General features: G+C 55.3%; 13 protein-coding genes and 1 tRNA gene. 8 read left to right on the top strand and 6 right to left on the bottom strand.

Features of this window, described 5'->3' with window-relative positions:
• Positions 1 to 27 precede the first annotated feature (27 nt).
• From AB1S56_RS16735 to AB1S56_RS16720, 4 genes are all read right to left on the bottom strand, one after another.
• Entirely contained in the window at positions 28 to 1551 is a 1524-nt protein-coding gene (locus AB1S56_RS16735) for a spore germination protein (RefSeq protein ID WP_340869388.1), read from the bottom strand.
• Between the two features lie 231 nt (positions 1552 to 1782).
• On the bottom strand, positions 1783 to 2790 hold the full coding sequence (locus AB1S56_RS16730) for an ABC transporter permease subunit (protein ID WP_340869389.1): 1008 nt from the start codon (positions 2788 to 2790) through the stop codon (positions 1783 to 1785).
• A complete protein-coding gene (locus tag AB1S56_RS16725) occupies positions 2780 to 3760 on the bottom strand; it encodes an ABC transporter ATP-binding protein (protein ID WP_340869390.1) in 981 nt (326 codons plus the stop codon). The genes AB1S56_RS16730 and AB1S56_RS16725 overlap by 11 nt, the downstream gene beginning before the upstream one ends.
• 2 nt (positions 3761 to 3762) lie before the next feature.
• The gene (locus AB1S56_RS16720; RefSeq protein ID WP_340869393.1) at positions 3763 to 4923 is read right to left on the bottom strand and encodes an NEW3 domain-containing protein; all 1161 of its coding nucleotides are present in this window, start codon (positions 4921 to 4923) and stop codon (positions 3763 to 3765) included.
• Positions 4924 to 5106: 183 nt separating this feature from the next.
• On the opposite strand from AB1S56_RS16720, the gene AB1S56_RS16715 reads away from it, so the two are divergent.
• Both AB1S56_RS16715 and AB1S56_RS16710 read left to right on the top strand, forming a co-directional pair.
• Positions 5107 to 5733 carry a sigma-70 family RNA polymerase sigma factor gene (locus tag AB1S56_RS16715; protein ID WP_340869396.1) on the top strand — a complete coding sequence of 209 codons (627 nt, stop codon included), beginning with the start codon at positions 5107 to 5109 and terminating at the stop codon, positions 5731 to 5733.
• Positions 5730 to 6497: an anti-sigma factor gene (locus tag AB1S56_RS16710; protein ID WP_340869398.1), complete on the top strand. Its 768-nt coding sequence runs from the start codon at positions 5730 to 5732 to the stop codon at positions 6495 to 6497. The genes AB1S56_RS16715 and AB1S56_RS16710 overlap by 4 nt, the downstream gene beginning before the upstream one ends.
• A 74-nt stretch (positions 6498 to 6571) precedes the next feature.
• Here the strand turns inward: AB1S56_RS16710 and AB1S56_RS16705 are convergent.
• A tRNA-Arg gene (locus AB1S56_RS16705) sits at positions 6572 to 6648 on the bottom strand.
• Positions 6649 to 6891: 243 nt separating this feature from the next.
• Here AB1S56_RS16705 and AB1S56_RS16700 point away from each other — a divergent pair.
• The 5 genes from AB1S56_RS16700 to ispG all read left to right on the top strand — a co-directional run bounded on the left by AB1S56_RS16700 (position 6892) and on the right by ispG (position 12495).
• A complete protein-coding gene (locus AB1S56_RS16700; protein ID WP_340869400.1) occupies positions 6892 to 7767 on the top strand; it encodes a hypothetical protein in 876 nt (291 codons plus the stop codon).
• 89 nt (positions 7768 to 7856) lie between these two features.
• Positions 7857 to 9146 (top strand): trigger factor, encoded by a 1290-nt coding sequence (gene tig, locus AB1S56_RS16695; protein ID WP_340869403.1) that lies wholly within the window; start codon positions 7857 to 7859, stop codon positions 9144 to 9146.
• 240 nt (positions 9147 to 9386) lie between these two features.
• On the top strand, positions 9387 to 9977 hold the full coding sequence (gene clpP, locus AB1S56_RS16690; RefSeq protein ID WP_340869405.1) for an ATP-dependent Clp endopeptidase proteolytic subunit ClpP: 591 nt from the start codon (positions 9387 to 9389) through the stop codon (positions 9975 to 9977).
• Positions 9978 to 10001: 24 nt separating this feature from the next.
• Entirely contained in the window at positions 10002 to 11258 is a 1257-nt protein-coding gene (gene clpX / locus AB1S56_RS16685) for an ATP-dependent protease ATP-binding subunit ClpX (protein WP_340869406.1), read from the top strand.
• A 121-nt stretch (positions 11259 to 11379) separates the two neighbouring features.
• Positions 11380 to 12495, top strand: coding sequence for a flavodoxin-dependent (E)-4-hydroxy-3-methylbut-2-enyl-diphosphate synthase (gene ispG / locus AB1S56_RS16680; protein WP_340869408.1), 1116 nt, complete (start codon positions 11380 to 11382; stop codon positions 12493 to 12495).
• Between the two features lie 143 nt (positions 12496 to 12638).
• On the opposite strand, the gene AB1S56_RS16675 is transcribed toward ispG, so the two are convergent.
• A complete protein-coding gene (locus AB1S56_RS16675) occupies positions 12639 to 12836 on the bottom strand; it encodes a hypothetical protein (RefSeq protein WP_340869411.1) in 198 nt (65 codons plus the stop codon).
• Between the two features lie 215 nt (positions 12837 to 13051).
• On the opposite strand from AB1S56_RS16675, the gene lonB reads away from it, so the two are divergent.
• The gene (gene lonB / locus AB1S56_RS16670) at positions 13052 to 14755 is read left to right on the top strand and encodes an ATP-dependent protease LonB (protein WP_340869413.1); all 1704 of its coding nucleotides are present in this window, start codon (positions 13052 to 13054) and stop codon (positions 14753 to 14755) included.
• The last annotated feature ends 10 nt before the right edge of the window (positions 14756 to 14765 follow it).

Genomic DNA, 14765 nt, shown 5'->3' with positions numbered 1-14765 from the left:
CCGATTCATTATGGTTGCAAGCGGCCGCTAGTTTTTAGGCGAATGCTTGCGCGGTGATTGAAGCAGTGATTTCAATGGAGCCCTTATGAAGACATCCCGAAGCAGGCTTGCCCGAAGCGGAGCAATAGGCGTCAAATAAGGCTGTCCAAGCGAACGCAGCTTGCAAAGATGCAGCAAGATGAGGATAAACACAATCATGATGCCGAAGCCCCCCATGATGGATGCGGAAAGCATAAGCGGAAACTTTAAGATCCGCAAAGCGATCGCAATGTTGTATTGAGGAATCGAAAACGATGCGATGCCGGTGAGCGCAACGATAATAACCATAATCGGTGACGCGATTCCGGCATTGATTGCCGCTTCGCCTACGACGAGAGCCCCAACGATGCTGACGGCTGACCCAACGGGCTTAGGCAGCCGTACGCCTGCTTCCCGCAGGAGCTCGAAGAAAAACTCCATAATTAACGCTTCGAAGAAAGCGGGAAACGGTATGCCTTCTCTCGTATCAATGACCGCAAGCAGCAAGACGGTCGGGATGAGCTCGGAGTGGAAGGTGGATAAGGCGATATAGATGCTGGGAAGCGTCAACGCCAGTAAAAACGCAATGATGCGCAGGAAGCGGATCATGCTGGAGTACACGGTTCTCTGATAATAATCTTCGCTTGATTGGAAAAATTCCGGGAACATTCCCGGACATAATAGAATGCTTCCCGTCCCTTGTGTAAGCACGGCGATCTTGCCATCCAACATGGCCGCTACTGCCGTATCGGGACGTTCCGTATAACGATGCTGCGGGAAGGGAGACCAGGTTGAATCCTCAATTAGCTGCTCAATGTAGGAGGTCTCCAATATTTCCATCTCGGCTGCTTTTTGGATTCTCTTCTCGAATTCCTTCAGCATTTCGGGATCCGCGGCGCCCTCCACATAGCCGTAAATAATCCGTGTTTGAGTTTTCCCCCCCGCATACAACGCTACGGTTTTGAAATCCGGCGTCTTGAGACGCATGCGGAGAAGCCCTACATTTTTTTGCAGGTTCTCAACGGTGCTTTCCCGAGGTCCCTGAATAACGGATTCATTGGTGGGCTCTGATACCTGCCGCGACTCCATGGTCAGCGATTGATAGACCAGAGCCTTGTTCCATTCATTGAAGAAAATAACAAAGTTGCCCGAAGATATATGAAACACAGCTTGATGCAGGTCATCCAGCAGATCGGCCTTTTTCTCGGAAACCCCTTGATGCTCGAAGAAGGAAATGACATTCTCCGGCGTAATCGTCGTAGCGGGGCCGACCTCGTGAGCGACAAGATCCTGCAAGGAGCTTTTCATATAATTGATAATTTCGCCTTGCATCAGGGTTTCATAATAGACGGAGCATGCCGAATGCTGGAGCTCCGGGCCGTAGCTCCAATGCCGGAATACGATATCAGCGTTTCTGGAGAAGATAGCTTCCAGCTGGCTGATATTATCCCCCAATACATCCGATATCGGCTGCTTGGGCGTGCCAGCGTCCGCCTCATATCCCTTGGTCTCCGGCTGAGCTGTTCCTTGCACAGGTGTACTGCTCGGAGTTGAGCTGCCCATTTGATCCGGACACATGAGACACATGGATGACCACCCCTAGTCTGGTTCGATTTGGGATTAGTATGAAGAATGTGGTCCAATATTATGCAGTTATTGGTTATACACGATATAATCGGCGGTCCGAATCGCCGGGGCGGCGGTGGATAAGGTTGGAGGGGTCTAAAAGAGCAGCCGGCCCCAGTAGGGCCGGCTTAGGCGAAATCAAGAGCGCGAACGGATCTCCTGACGCATGAAGAGCAGATAGGACAGGCCGAAGCAGATCATCGTGGCGGACAGCATACCCGTAAGCTGCGGCCAGACAAGCAGCAGACTCTGGCCAAGGGGCAGCGGTGAAGGCAGAGCGCCCACCACTTGCTCCATGGTCAGCGGTCCGAGAGACCGCACGCTAGGCATAAGAAGAGTGGTGTTGGCCTCATTGAACAGCTCGGACGGGGACAGTCTGTTGAGCGATAGAATAAGCTCCTGATAGCGCATCACAGCTTCTGCGCCCGCATTTTCCGACGGAGCGGCGCCTTTGGCGACGAGGTTCAGGAGCATGCCATAGAATACGGTGAAAAATATCCAAATCGCGAGGCCCGCAAGCGCCGAGGTGGTCGCCTGCCGGAATCGGACCGAAAACAGGATGGACAGATTGAGCCAGAAGCCGATATAGACAACGGACGTGATCAGAAAGAGCAGCACCCGCAGAAATTGCTCCGGCGTCGGCGGATAGCCGATTACAATAAGGCCAAGCCCCATAACAAGCAGCCCAAGCGCGAATATAGCGACCGTAATGACGAGCAGCGTGGACACAAATTTCGCCTTCAGCAGATCGTCCCGGTAAATGGGCTGGGAGATCAGACGGCTAAGTGTGCCTCTGCTGCGTTCCGCGTTCACGGCGTCAAAGCCGAGAGCGATGCCCATGAGCGGACCGAGAAACGTGACAAACGCGATAAAGTTAGGCAAGGTTCCATCCGACAAGGTGAAGATTTGCAGGAACGCCATGCTTGTATCCTCGTTGGCTCCGCTTCGGAGCGCGGTAACCGCTGAGTAGACAGAGCCGATGCAGGCCAGCAAAATAATGCCCATCAGAATGACAAATCGCCAGCTTCGAACGTGATCTCCGAATTCCTTGCGCACCATGACCCAGAAAGCGGCGGCGGACGATTCACCGCCCTTGCGGAGAGAGAATCTTTCCGACAGCCTAGCGCGTAAGCCGTTAAACGGCATGTGTGTCACCTCCTTCAAAAAAACGACGATACACATCGTCCAGACTATACGTTCGTCTATGAATGGCATACAGCTCTGCTTCCGAGGAAGCCGTTCGCGCCGCGGCGGCTGTCACGTCGGTGTCGCATTGCAGCTCCGCCCTGAAACGACCGTCCGGCAGCATGGCGATTTCCCTCATGTCCCTAACGCCAGGGATAGCCAGCAAGGCGGGCTTCAGGCGCTCGCTTGGATTCCCAAACTCCAGCTCGATGACAACGGCGTGCTCCTCCTCCAGCATGCCCGAGAGCTGCTCCAGTCCGCCGCATGCGACCAGTCTCCCTCCGACAAACAAGCCGACCCGATCGCAAATTTGCTGCACTTGCTGCAGATGATGCGATGAGAGCAGCACAGTGAGGCCGTCTTCCCTGCTGAGGGTCGTAATGAGCTCCAGCAGCTCCTGCACGCCTTTGGGGTCTATGCCGAGCGTTGGCTCATCCAGAATGATCATCTCGGGACGTTTGATCAGCACGTCTGCTAGTCCCAGTCTCTGGCGCATCCCTCTGGAGAATGCGCCAACCTTCTTCCTGCCGCTTCCAGACAAGCCGACACGCTCCAACAGCTCCAATGCGTTCTGCTGGGCTGCTTGCCTGGAGAAGCCGTTCAACCCCGCTGTGTACATCAAATTGTCTATTGCGGTCCGATCCTCGTAGAAGCCAAGGTCGTCCGGCATATAGCCGATCCGGCGTTTAATGTCCAGCGCGCTTCGAGCCGGGTCGAGACCCAGCACGCGCACAGTACCGGCTGTCGGCTCGGTTAGTCCCAGCATCATTAGAATCGTTGTGGTTTTGCCCGCGCCGTTCGGTCCCAGCAAGCCGAATACTTCACCCTTGCGAATCGTAAGGTCCAGCTTGTTGACCGCTAGATGGCTGCCGTACGCTTTGGTTAGTCCCGTCAGCTCGACGGCGGCTTCTGTATAGGTGCGCTGCTCCACGATCAACGCCTCCCGTATTTGTGGAATAGGCCGTAGATACCAGCGGCTACAGCGGCAATGATCAGAATCCCGATCCAGCCCCACAGCGTAGATGATTTCACCGCAACTCGGATGGCGGCGTCCGCAGATTTCTGAGCGGTGCCGGCCGACAGGTTCAGCGCGTAATCGCCAGGCAAAGCCTGCTCGGAGGCTTGAATCACGGCCTGAACGCTTGCTTCTGTGCCTGGCTCCAGCGAACGGATGGTTTTGGGCTCGAAGGTGACGTCCCATTCAGCGGGCGTCTGCGCGTTCAAGCTCACATCCTCCAGCTTGACGGTGCCGGTGTTTTTGACAACCAGCTGAAGCGAACGGCTGCCTCCCGCCTTCACTGCAGCATTCAGCCGATCGTCAGCGGTGCTCAGCGCGATGCCGTAGGTGCCGGTAATAACGGCCTCCAGCGTCGTCTCCGCTTTGGTGGAGCTGTTGGCGGCCATAATCGGAACGCTGTAGGTGCCGGCCTTGGCCTGATCCGGGGGCAGGAGCTCAATGGACAACGTCTGGGAAGCGTTTGGCTCGACGGTTACGGACGTGACGCCATTCCCGCCGGAGGTGAAGCGCGCCTCCCAACCGTTGTCGACCGATGCGGCAAGCGCATAGGTCTGCTCTTCCGCAGTTTGATTCGAAAGCTTGGCAGAGAAGGTGAAGCTGGAGTCCGCGTGCCCCTCGATGTTAGGCTGCTCGACCTCCAGCTTCGAGGTATAGGAGCCCTTCTCCGCAACGAACACACGAAGCGGGAGCTGGGCGCCGCCTGCGTTCACAGTGAAGCTGTATTCTCCCTTATCGACCTGAAGCGGCACATCCAATCTCAGGCTGAGCGTTTCCGAGCTCTCTGGCTTGACGGCCAGCTGCTTGACCACCCTGCCTCCCGCCGTCAGTTCATAGGACCAGCCGTCAGGCGTGTTCTGAAAGCTGATATCGGCTTTGACGGTTGCTTCCCCCCGGTTCATCAGTTCAATGCTGTAGGAGATCGATTCTCCCGGCGCGGCGTCAACAGCGGTATACGGCGTGAACAGCTCCAGCGTGTTCGCGGCCTCCGCGCTTTGCGGCGACAGCCCTAGTCCCCCTAATGTCAATACAGCGATAACAAGTGCCAGGATCGAAGCCTGGCGGCATGCTTTGCGCATGGCATTCAACCTCCGATTTGAAATTTTGGCAGGCGCTGTGGGCGCCCTTTCATTCGGATTACGATCCAACAGGGCTGTTGGATTTACGCTTTTTTAAAATTTATTTGGGAGTTTTCAAACGGTTCATTTTTTGATAAAAAAAGAATTAAACATAACTTTCGACTACTCGGGAGGGAATGCGGGGTGCGTCAAAATCGAGAGAATGCCCATTGGAACGGCTGCCAGGACAACGCAGCGATGGCAGCCGTGCTTCGCGACATGTGCGAGGGCTCCAGCGAGGCCTTCGACCGCTTCTACAGCCATTACGTACCGCTTGTCATGCGTATTGCGTGCAGACTGCTCGGCGACCGAATGGAGGCGGAGGATGTCTGCCATGATATCTTCCTGGAGGCGATCCGCAAGGGACGGCAGTATAGTCCTGACAGGGGCTCTGTAGACGCCTGGATGGCCGTGATGACGAAGAGCCGCTGCATGGACAGAATGAGAAAGCTCAGCCGGACCGTTGTCGTGCACGACGCGGAAGAAGCGGAGCGGTTCCAGGTCGAACCGGGACCGGAAGAGAAGACGCTGGTGTCAATGGAGCGGCGTGCTGTCAGAGATGCGCTGGAGGAGCTACCGGAGCAGCAGCGTAATGCACTCGTAACCGCTTATTACCGCCATCGGACACATAGGGAGCTGGCAGAGGAGTGGGAGGTGCCGCTCGGCACGGTCAAGTCGTGGATCAGATACGGCATTCACAATCTTCGCAAATCGCTGACGAGGCGAGGCTGGGCTGCTGAGGGCTTCGGAAGGGAGGAAGGAGGCGGATGAGCAGGGATAAAGTAGAGTTGGAAGCTGCCAAGACGACATGCGAGGCTGGCTTCACTGAGCAGGATTGGATCGACGCCCTGATAGGCCATGCCGACACCGTCAGGCGGACAGCGCTGCACTTGCATGCGGCTGAATGTGCCAGCTGCCAAGCGCTGCGCGAGGAGTGGGGGCAGCTCCTCAGCCCGACCACGGGAAAGAACGACGGAGCTCCCGAAGCTTACGAGCTGACTCCCAGCCGCCGCGCTTCGCTTAGGCGGAGGGTCCGGCTTAAGGGGGCGGGCCGCTGGCTGGGAAGAAGCCTCCTTGCCGGCTCTGCCGCTGTCGCAGCCGTAATACTCGTTGCGATGCTGATGTCGCAGGACCGGCTCACGTCTGCTTCAGACGAGCATCTGCTCTCTTATGTAGAGAGCCAGGAGCCTGCCGCGCTGCAATTGGTAAGGGCGTCAGACACGTCCCGCTACCGCATTGCTCCTCAAGGAGAAGCGCGGGAGGGCTATCTCTGGCTAAGCGGAGACAGCAGGGAAGCGTTTCTGCTGCTGGACCCGCTCGCACGACAAGATGGGGAGGATTATCAGGCGTGGGCCATTCAGGGCGCTCGCAGGTATTCCTTAGGCATCGTGAAGTTTGCAGGCGGAGCGGGATATTTGCACATGAAAACCGATTTGCTGCCCTACGCGGATCATATCGCGCTCAGCACGGAGCCGAAGGGCGGCAGCGAGACACCGTCCCAGCAGCGATTCATGCTGCTGGTGCCGGGGCCATAACACGCAAAAAGACCGCCTCGCGGAGCATTCTGCTCTGCTTGGCGGCCTGTTCATAGGTAAGGGAAATGATATTATGGCGTCCCAGGAGGGATTCGAACCCCCGACAACTCGCTTAGAAGGCGAGTGCTCTATCCAACTGAGCTACTGGGACGCGTAATTGATACTATAGCATGACATACCAAGGTCATGCAAGCATTTTTTGAAAAAAAGGCATTGGAGAATCGATATTTTTTTCTGGAGCCGGCACGTGGTATAATCGTTCGCAAGATTAGGGCAGCTGCCCGAATGACGATTTTGGCGGGAGTACCACGAAGGCGGTGAGACTATTACAACTCCTCAACAACCCGGTGACCCTCAAGCCGAGGGCAAGGACAATGTTTATTTATTTCCCAGCATGCTGGACCAGTATCAGATTCAGCTGACCCGTATGCTGGAGGCAGAGCAATATCGCGAAGCCAAAAACCTGCTGCGCTTTCTGCTCCAATGCCAAGGGCAGGAGAAGCGGCATTACGAGGAATGGGAAAGCCTGCTGGGGTGGCTCGATATGGCGTTCCCGGGCGGAGATGAAGCGGAAGCAGAGCCGGCTGACGGCTCTGACGATGAAACGGCGCTGCGGGAGCAGCTGCTGAGGCCGCCCAACCAGGACGAGGCGTATATCAGCCAGGTCATGTATATCATGCAGCATCATCCCATGATGGACCAGCAGCTGCTTGCGCTGGAGAGAGCGGCATACATAGAGGACGACGGCGTATCGGATTTGATCGTGGAATGGCTGGAAGGCACGACGGTGCATCCTATCGTGCAGTTCAAGGCGCTCCAGTGCCTGCGAAGACGAGGCGTGGCGGGCACGATTGATCTGGATAGGCTGGACGAGCGGGTGACGCTGGATATCGAGCAGACGCCGCTGAGCATGGAGGGGTTCCCCGAGCCGATCGGTCGAATCCAGGAGCGGACGGAGTCTGTCGCCGAGGTGGACGACCCGACGCTGCCTCATTTCGCCCGGGAGCTTTGGAAGGAAAGCCTGCAGTTTCTATATGGCACTTCCGCCTACAGGTGGATGCTGGATGAAAGCGAGGAGACGGTGGATTGCTTCGCGGCGGCGCTTCATCTGACGCTTCATCTGACCGTGTATGGTTCGGCGAATGATGACGATATTCGTGAAACCTACGGCATTACCGACAGTATGAGATTCCGATATGAACAAGCCTGCAGAACGCTGCGCAGCGTCGCTATGCTCCTGCAAACGGGCGGCGGCCAAAGCGAGCCTTGAAATGCTTGTCCAACTTGTTTATAATGGAATGGTTTATGTAACGTGAAAACATGTGTGGATAAGCGCATTTTTGGAGGGGAAGGCATAAAATGAAAGCTACTTGGGAAAAAATAGACAAGAACATCGTTTCTATCGATGTGGAGGTCGGCGCGGACAAAGTCGCGACAGCACTGGATCAAGCCTTTAAGAAAGTATCCGCGAAGGTTAACGTTCCGGGCTTCCGCAAAGGCAAAGTACCGCGGGGCATCTTCGAATCCCGCTTCGGCGTGGAGAGCCTGTATCAGGACGCTATCGACATTCTTCTTCCGGAAGCCTACACGGCAGCGGTTAAAGAGAACGAGATCGAGCCTGTTGACCGTCCGGAGATTGACGTGACGCAATTCGCGAAGGGCCAAGCCTTCAAATTCGTGGCGAAGGTTACAGTGAAGCCTGAAGTGACCCTTGGCGAATACAAAGGCCTGGAGATCGAAGCGACAGAGGCTGCTGTATCCGAAGAGGAAATTCAAGCTGAGCTTGAGCGTCTGCAATCCCGTCACGCTGAGCTTGCAGTTGTGGAAGAGGGCGCTGCCGAGAATGGCGATACGGCAGTTATCGACTTCGACGGCTATGTAGACGGCGAACAGTTCGAAGGCGGCTTTGCTGAGCGTTATTCCTTGGAGCTCGGCTCCGGTTCGTTCATTCCAGGCTTTGAGGATCAAGTGGTAGGTATGCAGCTTGGCGACTTCAAGGACGTGGAAGTGCAATTCCCTGAGAGCTACCATGCAGAGCACCTGGCCGGCAAGCCTGCCGTCTTCAAGGTGAAGCTGCATGAGCTGAAGCGCAAATCGCTTCCTGCCCTTGACGACGAGTTCGCTAAGGACGTCAGCGAGTTCGACACGCTGGAGGAATACAAGCAGGATCTGGCTGAGAAGCTCAAAGAACGCAAGGAGAAGGAAGCGGAGCAAGCTCGCGAGGTAGCTGTTGTCGACAAGGCAACTGCCGCTGCTGAGGTTGAAATTCCGTCTGCGATGATCGATACCGAAACCGACTACATGGTGAAGGACTTCGAGAACCGTTTGAAGATGCAAGGCATGAGCCTGGACCTGTACTTCCAGTTCTCCGGACAAAGCGAAGAGGTGCTTCGCGGCCAGATGCGTGCTGACGCTGAGAAGCGCGTGCGCAACAACCTGGTTCTGGAAGCAATCGCCAAGGCTGAAGGCTTCGAGGCTTCTGACGAAGATGTGAACGAGGAGCTGGAGAAGCTGTCCAAGCAGTACAACCGTCCTGCTGAAGAGCTTCGCAGCATTTTCGAGAAAAACGGCAACATTAGCAATCTGCAAGAGGATATTTTGCTGCGCAAGACGATTAAGTTCTTGCTGGACAACAGCAAAACCGCTTAATACAGCTCCGGTCCTATCCGGCATAGAAGAATAGGCAACACCTCAGGATAAGGCGCGTTTACGATACGTGCCTTATTTTGACCCTACATATGGCTTGGCTGCAAGACCCCGCGGAGGTTCCGCATACATATAGCAAGACCGCTGTCGCATACGCTGTTAGTAGACATATGACAGACATAACCGTACGTGTTACAATGAAGTGGCAACATACATTCCCACAATGGAAAAGAGGTTGGTCGCATGAATCTGGTACCTATCGTAGTCGAGCAGACAAATCGAGGAGAACGGTCCTATGACATTTACTCCCGATTGCTGAAGGATCGTATTATTTTCCTCGGAAGCGCGATTGATGACGATGTCGCGAACTCTGTTATCGCTCAGCTGCTGTTCTTGGCGGCCGACGATCCGGAGAAGGATATCCATCTCTATATCAATTCCCCTGGCGGCTCTGTAACCGCGGGCATGGGGATATTCGATACAATGCAGTACATCAAGCCGGACGTATCCACAATCTGCATGGGCATGGCAGCCAGCATGGGATCGCTTCTGCTGACGGCAGGCGCGAAGGGCAAGCGGTTTGCGCTTCCGAATGCTGAGGTTATGATCCATCAGCCGCTTGGCGGGGTTCGCGGGCAGGCAACCGATATTAAAATTCATGCGGATTGGATTCTGAAGACGAAGCGGAAGCTGAACGAGATCTATGTGGACCGTACGGGGCAGCCGTATGAGAAGATCGACCGCGACACCGACCGCGATTATTTTATGAGTGCGGAAGAGGCGCTCTCTTATGGCTTGATCGACAAGGTTATCACTTCACCGGGCCTTGTGTAACGACTTAAATGAAGGGGTGAGCGCATGTTTAAATTTAACGACGAGAAAGGCCAATTGAAATGCTCGTTCTGCGGCAAATCGCAGGATCAGGTTCGCAAGCTGGTAGCCGGTCCTGGCGTCTATATATGCGATGAGTGCATTGAGCTTTGCACGGAAATCGTAGAAGAGGAGCTTGGCAACGAAGAAGAGCTGGATCTGAAGGATATTCCGAAGCCGAAGGATATTCGCGGCATATTGGATTCGTACGTCATCGGCCAGGAATCAGCGAAGAAATCGCTGTCCGTAGCCGTGTACAACCACTACAAACGGATTAATTCCGGCAGCAAGATCGAAGACGTTGAGCTTCAGAAATCCAATATTTTGCTGCTTGGCCCAACAGGCTCCGGCAAGACGCTTCTTGCTCAGACGATGGCCAAAATCTTGAACGTGCCATTCGCAATCGCAGACGCAACGTCCCTGACCGAAGCGGGTTATGTGGGCGAGGATGTCGAGAACATCCTGCTGAAGCTGATTCAAGCGGCTGACTACGACGTGGAGAAGGCAGAGCGCGGCATTATCTATATCGACGAAATCGATAAGGTAGCCCGCAAGTCCGAGAATCCGTCCATTACGCGCGATGTCTCCGGCGAAGGCGTTCAGCAGGCGCTGCTGAAAATTTTGGAGGGAACGGTTGCTTCTGTACCTCCTCAGGGCGGCCGCAAGCATCCGCATCAGGAGTTTATCCAGATCGACACAACCAATATTTTGTTCATCTGCGGCGGTGCCTTCGACGGGCTGGAGCAGCTGATCAAACGCCGGATCGGCAAGAAGGTCATCGGATTCAGCTCGGGCGGCGAAGCCCAGAAGGATCTGAAGCCGGGCGAATATTTGTCCATGGTGCTTCCGGAGGACCTGCTCAAGTTCGGCTTGATTCCGGAGTTCGTGGGACGTCTTCCCGTTATCTCTACACTGGAGCCGCTTGATGAGCCGGCGCTGGTGCGTATTCTGTCCGAGCCGAAGAACGCGCTTGTGAAGCAATACCAGAAGCTGCTTGAGATGGACAACGTGAAGCTGGACTTCGAGCCGGCGGCGCTTGACGCCATTGCGAAGGAAGCCATTAAGCGCAACACCGGCGCTCGCGGACTTCGCGCCATCATCGAAGGCATCATGCTGGAAGTGATGTACGAGGTGCCATCGCGCGACGACGTGAATACTTGCCTGATTACCGAGAAGTCGGTACAGGACAAAATCATGCCGGAGCTGACAGCCAAAAAAGGCAAGAAAAAAGAAGAAAGCGCCTAAGGCGTGTCTGAGTCCACCCCATAGTCCGCCGCACGAGCGAGGCTATGGGGTGGACTTTCGTCTGCCGATTCAGTATCATGACGTATATAGGGCTTATTAGCTAGGGTGGGAGAGATCGATTATGTATTTGCGCCAAGATACCGTTGCGGTCAAGGTCGGCGAGTTGACGATTGGCGGCAGCAATGAAGTGATTATTCAAAGCATGTGCACAACGAAGACTGCGGATGTGGAGGCGACGGTTGCGGAGATTCTCCGGCTCGAGGAAGCGGGCTGCCAAATCGTGCGCGTAACCGTAAACAACAAAGAGGCGGCCGAAGCGATAAAGGAAATTAAGAAGCGCATTCATATACCGCTAGTGGCGGACATTCATTTCGATTACAGGCTGGCACTTATGGCCATCGAGAACGGCATCGACAAGGTTCGGATCAACCCCGGCAACATTGGCCGCCGCGAGAAGGTAGAGGCTGTCGTTAAAGCCTGCAAGGAGAGAGGCATTCCGATTCGAATCGGCGTTAACGCCGGCTCGCTGGAGAACCACTTGCTGGAGAAATACGGTTACCCGACTCCTGAAGCGATGGTGGAAAGCGCCTTGTTCCATATCGGCATTCTGGAGGACCTGGACTTCCATGACATCATCGTTTCGCTGAAGGCGTCCGATGTGCCAATGGCTATCGCGGCGTACAGCATGGCAGCCGAGAAGATCAAGTACCCGTTGCATCTGGGCATTACGGAGGCGGGCACGCTCCATTCCGGCACAATCAAGAGCTCGGCTGGCATCGGCGCTTTGCTTGCTCTCGGCATCGGCAATACGGTACGAATCAGCTTAAGCGCGGATCCCGTAGAAGAGGTGAAGGTGGCCAGAGAGCTGCTGAAGACATTTGGCCTGATTACCAACGCGGCGACATTAATTTCTTGCCCGACCTGCGGACGTCTGGATATTGATTTGTTCTCCATTGCCAATGAGGTGGAGGAATACATCGCCAAGATTAAGGTGCCTATCAAGGTGTCGGTGCTTGGCTGCGCCGTTAATGGCCCTGGAGAAGCGCGCGAGGCGGATATCGGGATCGCGGGTGCGAGAGGCGAAGGCATGCTGTTCCGTTACGGGGAGATGATTCGCAAGGTGCCGGAGGCCGAGCTTCTGAACGAGCTCAAGAAAGAGATCGACGAAATTGTCAGAGTGTTCGAGGAGACGGGAGAGATTCCGGGCCGCAAGGAACACAATCCCATGCACGCATAGTATACTTTTCTCAAAATGCCCCGCCCTGCCTTCGTTACAGTGCTTGCTGCCGAAGGGAGAGCGGGGCATTTTGCTTCCGGCACTACAGTGCTGTTGTTATAGCTGCCTGCCAGACTGACATCTGCTTATACAGGATGTCGTCATCATGCTCCCTCGGACGGAAGCATGGATTTCAGCTTCTCCATCAAGCCTCCCGCTTGCGTCTCCGCCTCTTCTATCCATTCTTCCTCCACCTCGAGCTTCTCGAGCTGAGCCCGTAGCTGGCTCTTCAGAAACTCTGTGCCCGTGTCAACGCTGGCGATCGCGAGACCGATCAGTCCTTTCAGTAGCTCATGCTGCATGGCTGCATTCCCCCCTTTACAAGCTTGATAGTGTTATCCTATTCAGCTTCGACTCGTATGGAAGGGAGATTGTCCGAGTCGTTCCGTCTAATTGTTCCTGCGCGGTGCATGTCCGCCTTGTTGAAAATGGTATTTTCAGAAAAAATGGCGATTATTCCGATTGGCATGAGGCAATACTGACGGAATACGGATATTTGTAAAGGAGCGGGTGGGTCATGAATTTAAGTCTCGTATTAATGTTGGTGCAGGTGTTTTTTGCGGTTGTTATCGGTCTCTATTTCTGGAATTTGCTGCGCAATCAGAAGACGAACCGTTCTGCGGTAGACCGAGAGTCTAAGAAAGAGATGGATAAGCTGAGAAAGCTGCGCTCCGTGTCGCTCACGAAGCCTCTGGCGGAGAAAACGCGGCCGCAGACGATGGGGGACATTATCGGACAGCGAGACGGTCTGCGCGCGCTTAAAGCGGCTCTGTGCAGCGCCAATCCTCAGCATGTTATTATCTACGGACCGCCGGGGGTAGGCAAGACAGCGGCCGCTCGCGTTGTGCTGGAGGAAGCCAAAAAAAACCCGTCCTCACCCTTTCTGCCGGAAGCGAAGTTTACGGAGATCGACGCGACTACCGCGCGATTCGATGAGCGTGGCATTGCAGATCCGTTGATCGGCTCCGTGCATGACCCCATCTATCAAGGGGCAGGCGCAATGGGCGTTGCAGGCATTCCTCAGCCCAAGCCTGGAGCGGTGACGAAGGCTCATGGGGGAATTTTGTTTATTGACGAAATCGGGGAATTGCATCCTGTGCAGATGAATAAATTATTAAAGGTTCTTGAAGATCGGAAAGTGTTCCTGGAGAGCGCTTATTACAATTCCGAGGATGCCAATATTCCACTCTACATACACGATATATTCCAGAATGGCTTGCCGGCGGACTTCCGGCTTGTTGGCGCGACGACCCGGTCGCCGCAGGAAATTCCTCCTGCCATACGCTCCCGCTGCATGGAGGTGTATTTCCGTCCGCTCCTTGCGGATGAAATTGCGCTGGTCGCCGAGAACGCGGTCAAAAAAATCGGCTTTGGACCTTGTCCGGATGCTATTGACGTCGTCAAAAAATATGCAACAAACGGCAGGGAAGCGGTTAATGTGATCCAGCTCGCAGCGGGAGTGGCTTTGTCCGAGAAGCGGGATCATATCTCGGCCTCCGATATCGAATGGGTCGTTAACAGCAGCCAGATTCCGCCGCGTCCCGACCGCAAGGTGCCCCTGGAGCCGCAGATCGGCTTCGTGAACGGCCTGGCTGTGTACGGACCGAACATGGGCACCTTGCTGGAAATTGAGGTCAGCGCGATCGAGGCGGTTAAGGGCAGAGGCCAATACACGATTACAGGCGTGGTGGACGAGGAGGAGCTTGGCGGAGGCTCGCGAACGCTTCGCCGGAAAAGCATGGCCAAGGGCTCCGTTGAAAACGTGTTGACGGTGCTTCGCCGCAAAGGGCTCAATCCGCAGGACTACGACCTGCATATTAATTTTCCGGGCGGCACGCCGATTGATGGTCCCTCCGCTGGCATTGCCATGGCGACGGCCATCGCCTCGGCCATTATGGGCGTGCCGGTAGACAACCGCCTTGCGATGACGGGTGAGGTAGGCATCCACGGCAATGTGAAGCCGGTCGGCGGCGTGCTTGCCAAGGTGGAGGCGGCATTCCAGGCAGGCGCCGTGCAGGTGATCATCCCTAGGGAGAACTGGCAGGCGATATTCGCTGATCTGAACGGCCTCCAGGTGATTCCTGTGGATCGCGTAGAGGAAGTGTTCGGCCATGTATTCCCGCAGTCTGTCCTGCCGGAGGAGCAGGTGGAGAAGCCGGTCTCAGCCGACACGTTTATGACGCCGAGCGTTCCCTATTTGCAGGCCGATTCCGCAGAATGATAAAATAAGC

The sequence above is a fragment of the Paenibacillus sp. PL2-23 genome, from assembly GCF_040834005.1.
Lineage (GTDB): Bacteria > Bacillota > Bacilli > Paenibacillales > Paenibacillaceae > Pristimantibacillus.
The sequence above is the reverse complement of the archived record's forward strand: the minus strand, read 5'-3'. Positions and strand labels throughout refer to the sequence as shown.

Excerpts from the sequence above, each read along its gene's own strand:
- AB1S56_RS16675 (WP_340869411.1), bottom strand. The coding sequence starts at position 12,836 with ATGCAGCATGAGCTACTGAAAGGACTGATCGGTCTCGCGATCGCCAGC.
- clpX (WP_340869406.1), top strand. The coding sequence starts at position 10,002 with ATGTTTAAATTTAACGACGAGAAAGGCCAATTGAAATGCTCGTTCTGC.
- AB1S56_RS16700 (WP_340869400.1), top strand. The coding sequence starts at position 6,892 with ATGCTGGACCAGTATCAGATTCAGCTGACCCGTATGCTGGAGGCAGAG.
- AB1S56_RS16720 (WP_340869393.1), bottom strand. The coding sequence starts at position 4,923 with ATGCGCAAAGCATGCCGCCAGGCTTCGATCCTGGCACTTGTTATCGCT.
- clpP (WP_340869405.1), top strand. The coding sequence starts at position 9,387 with ATGAATCTGGTACCTATCGTAGTCGAGCAGACAAATCGAGGAGAACGG.
- lonB (WP_340869413.1), top strand. The coding sequence starts at position 13,052 with ATGAATTTAAGTCTCGTATTAATGTTGGTGCAGGTGTTTTTTGCGGTT.
- AB1S56_RS16710 (WP_340869398.1), top strand. The coding sequence starts at position 5,730 with ATGAGCAGGGATAAAGTAGAGTTGGAAGCTGCCAAGACGACATGCGAG.
- tig (WP_340869403.1), top strand. The coding sequence starts at position 7,857 with ATGAAAGCTACTTGGGAAAAAATAGACAAGAACATCGTTTCTATCGAT.
- ispG (WP_340869408.1), top strand. The coding sequence starts at position 11,380 with ATGTATTTGCGCCAAGATACCGTTGCGGTCAAGGTCGGCGAGTTGACG.
- AB1S56_RS16730 (WP_340869389.1), bottom strand. The coding sequence starts at position 2,790 with ATGCCGTTTAACGGCTTACGCGCTAGGCTGTCGGAAAGATTCTCTCTC.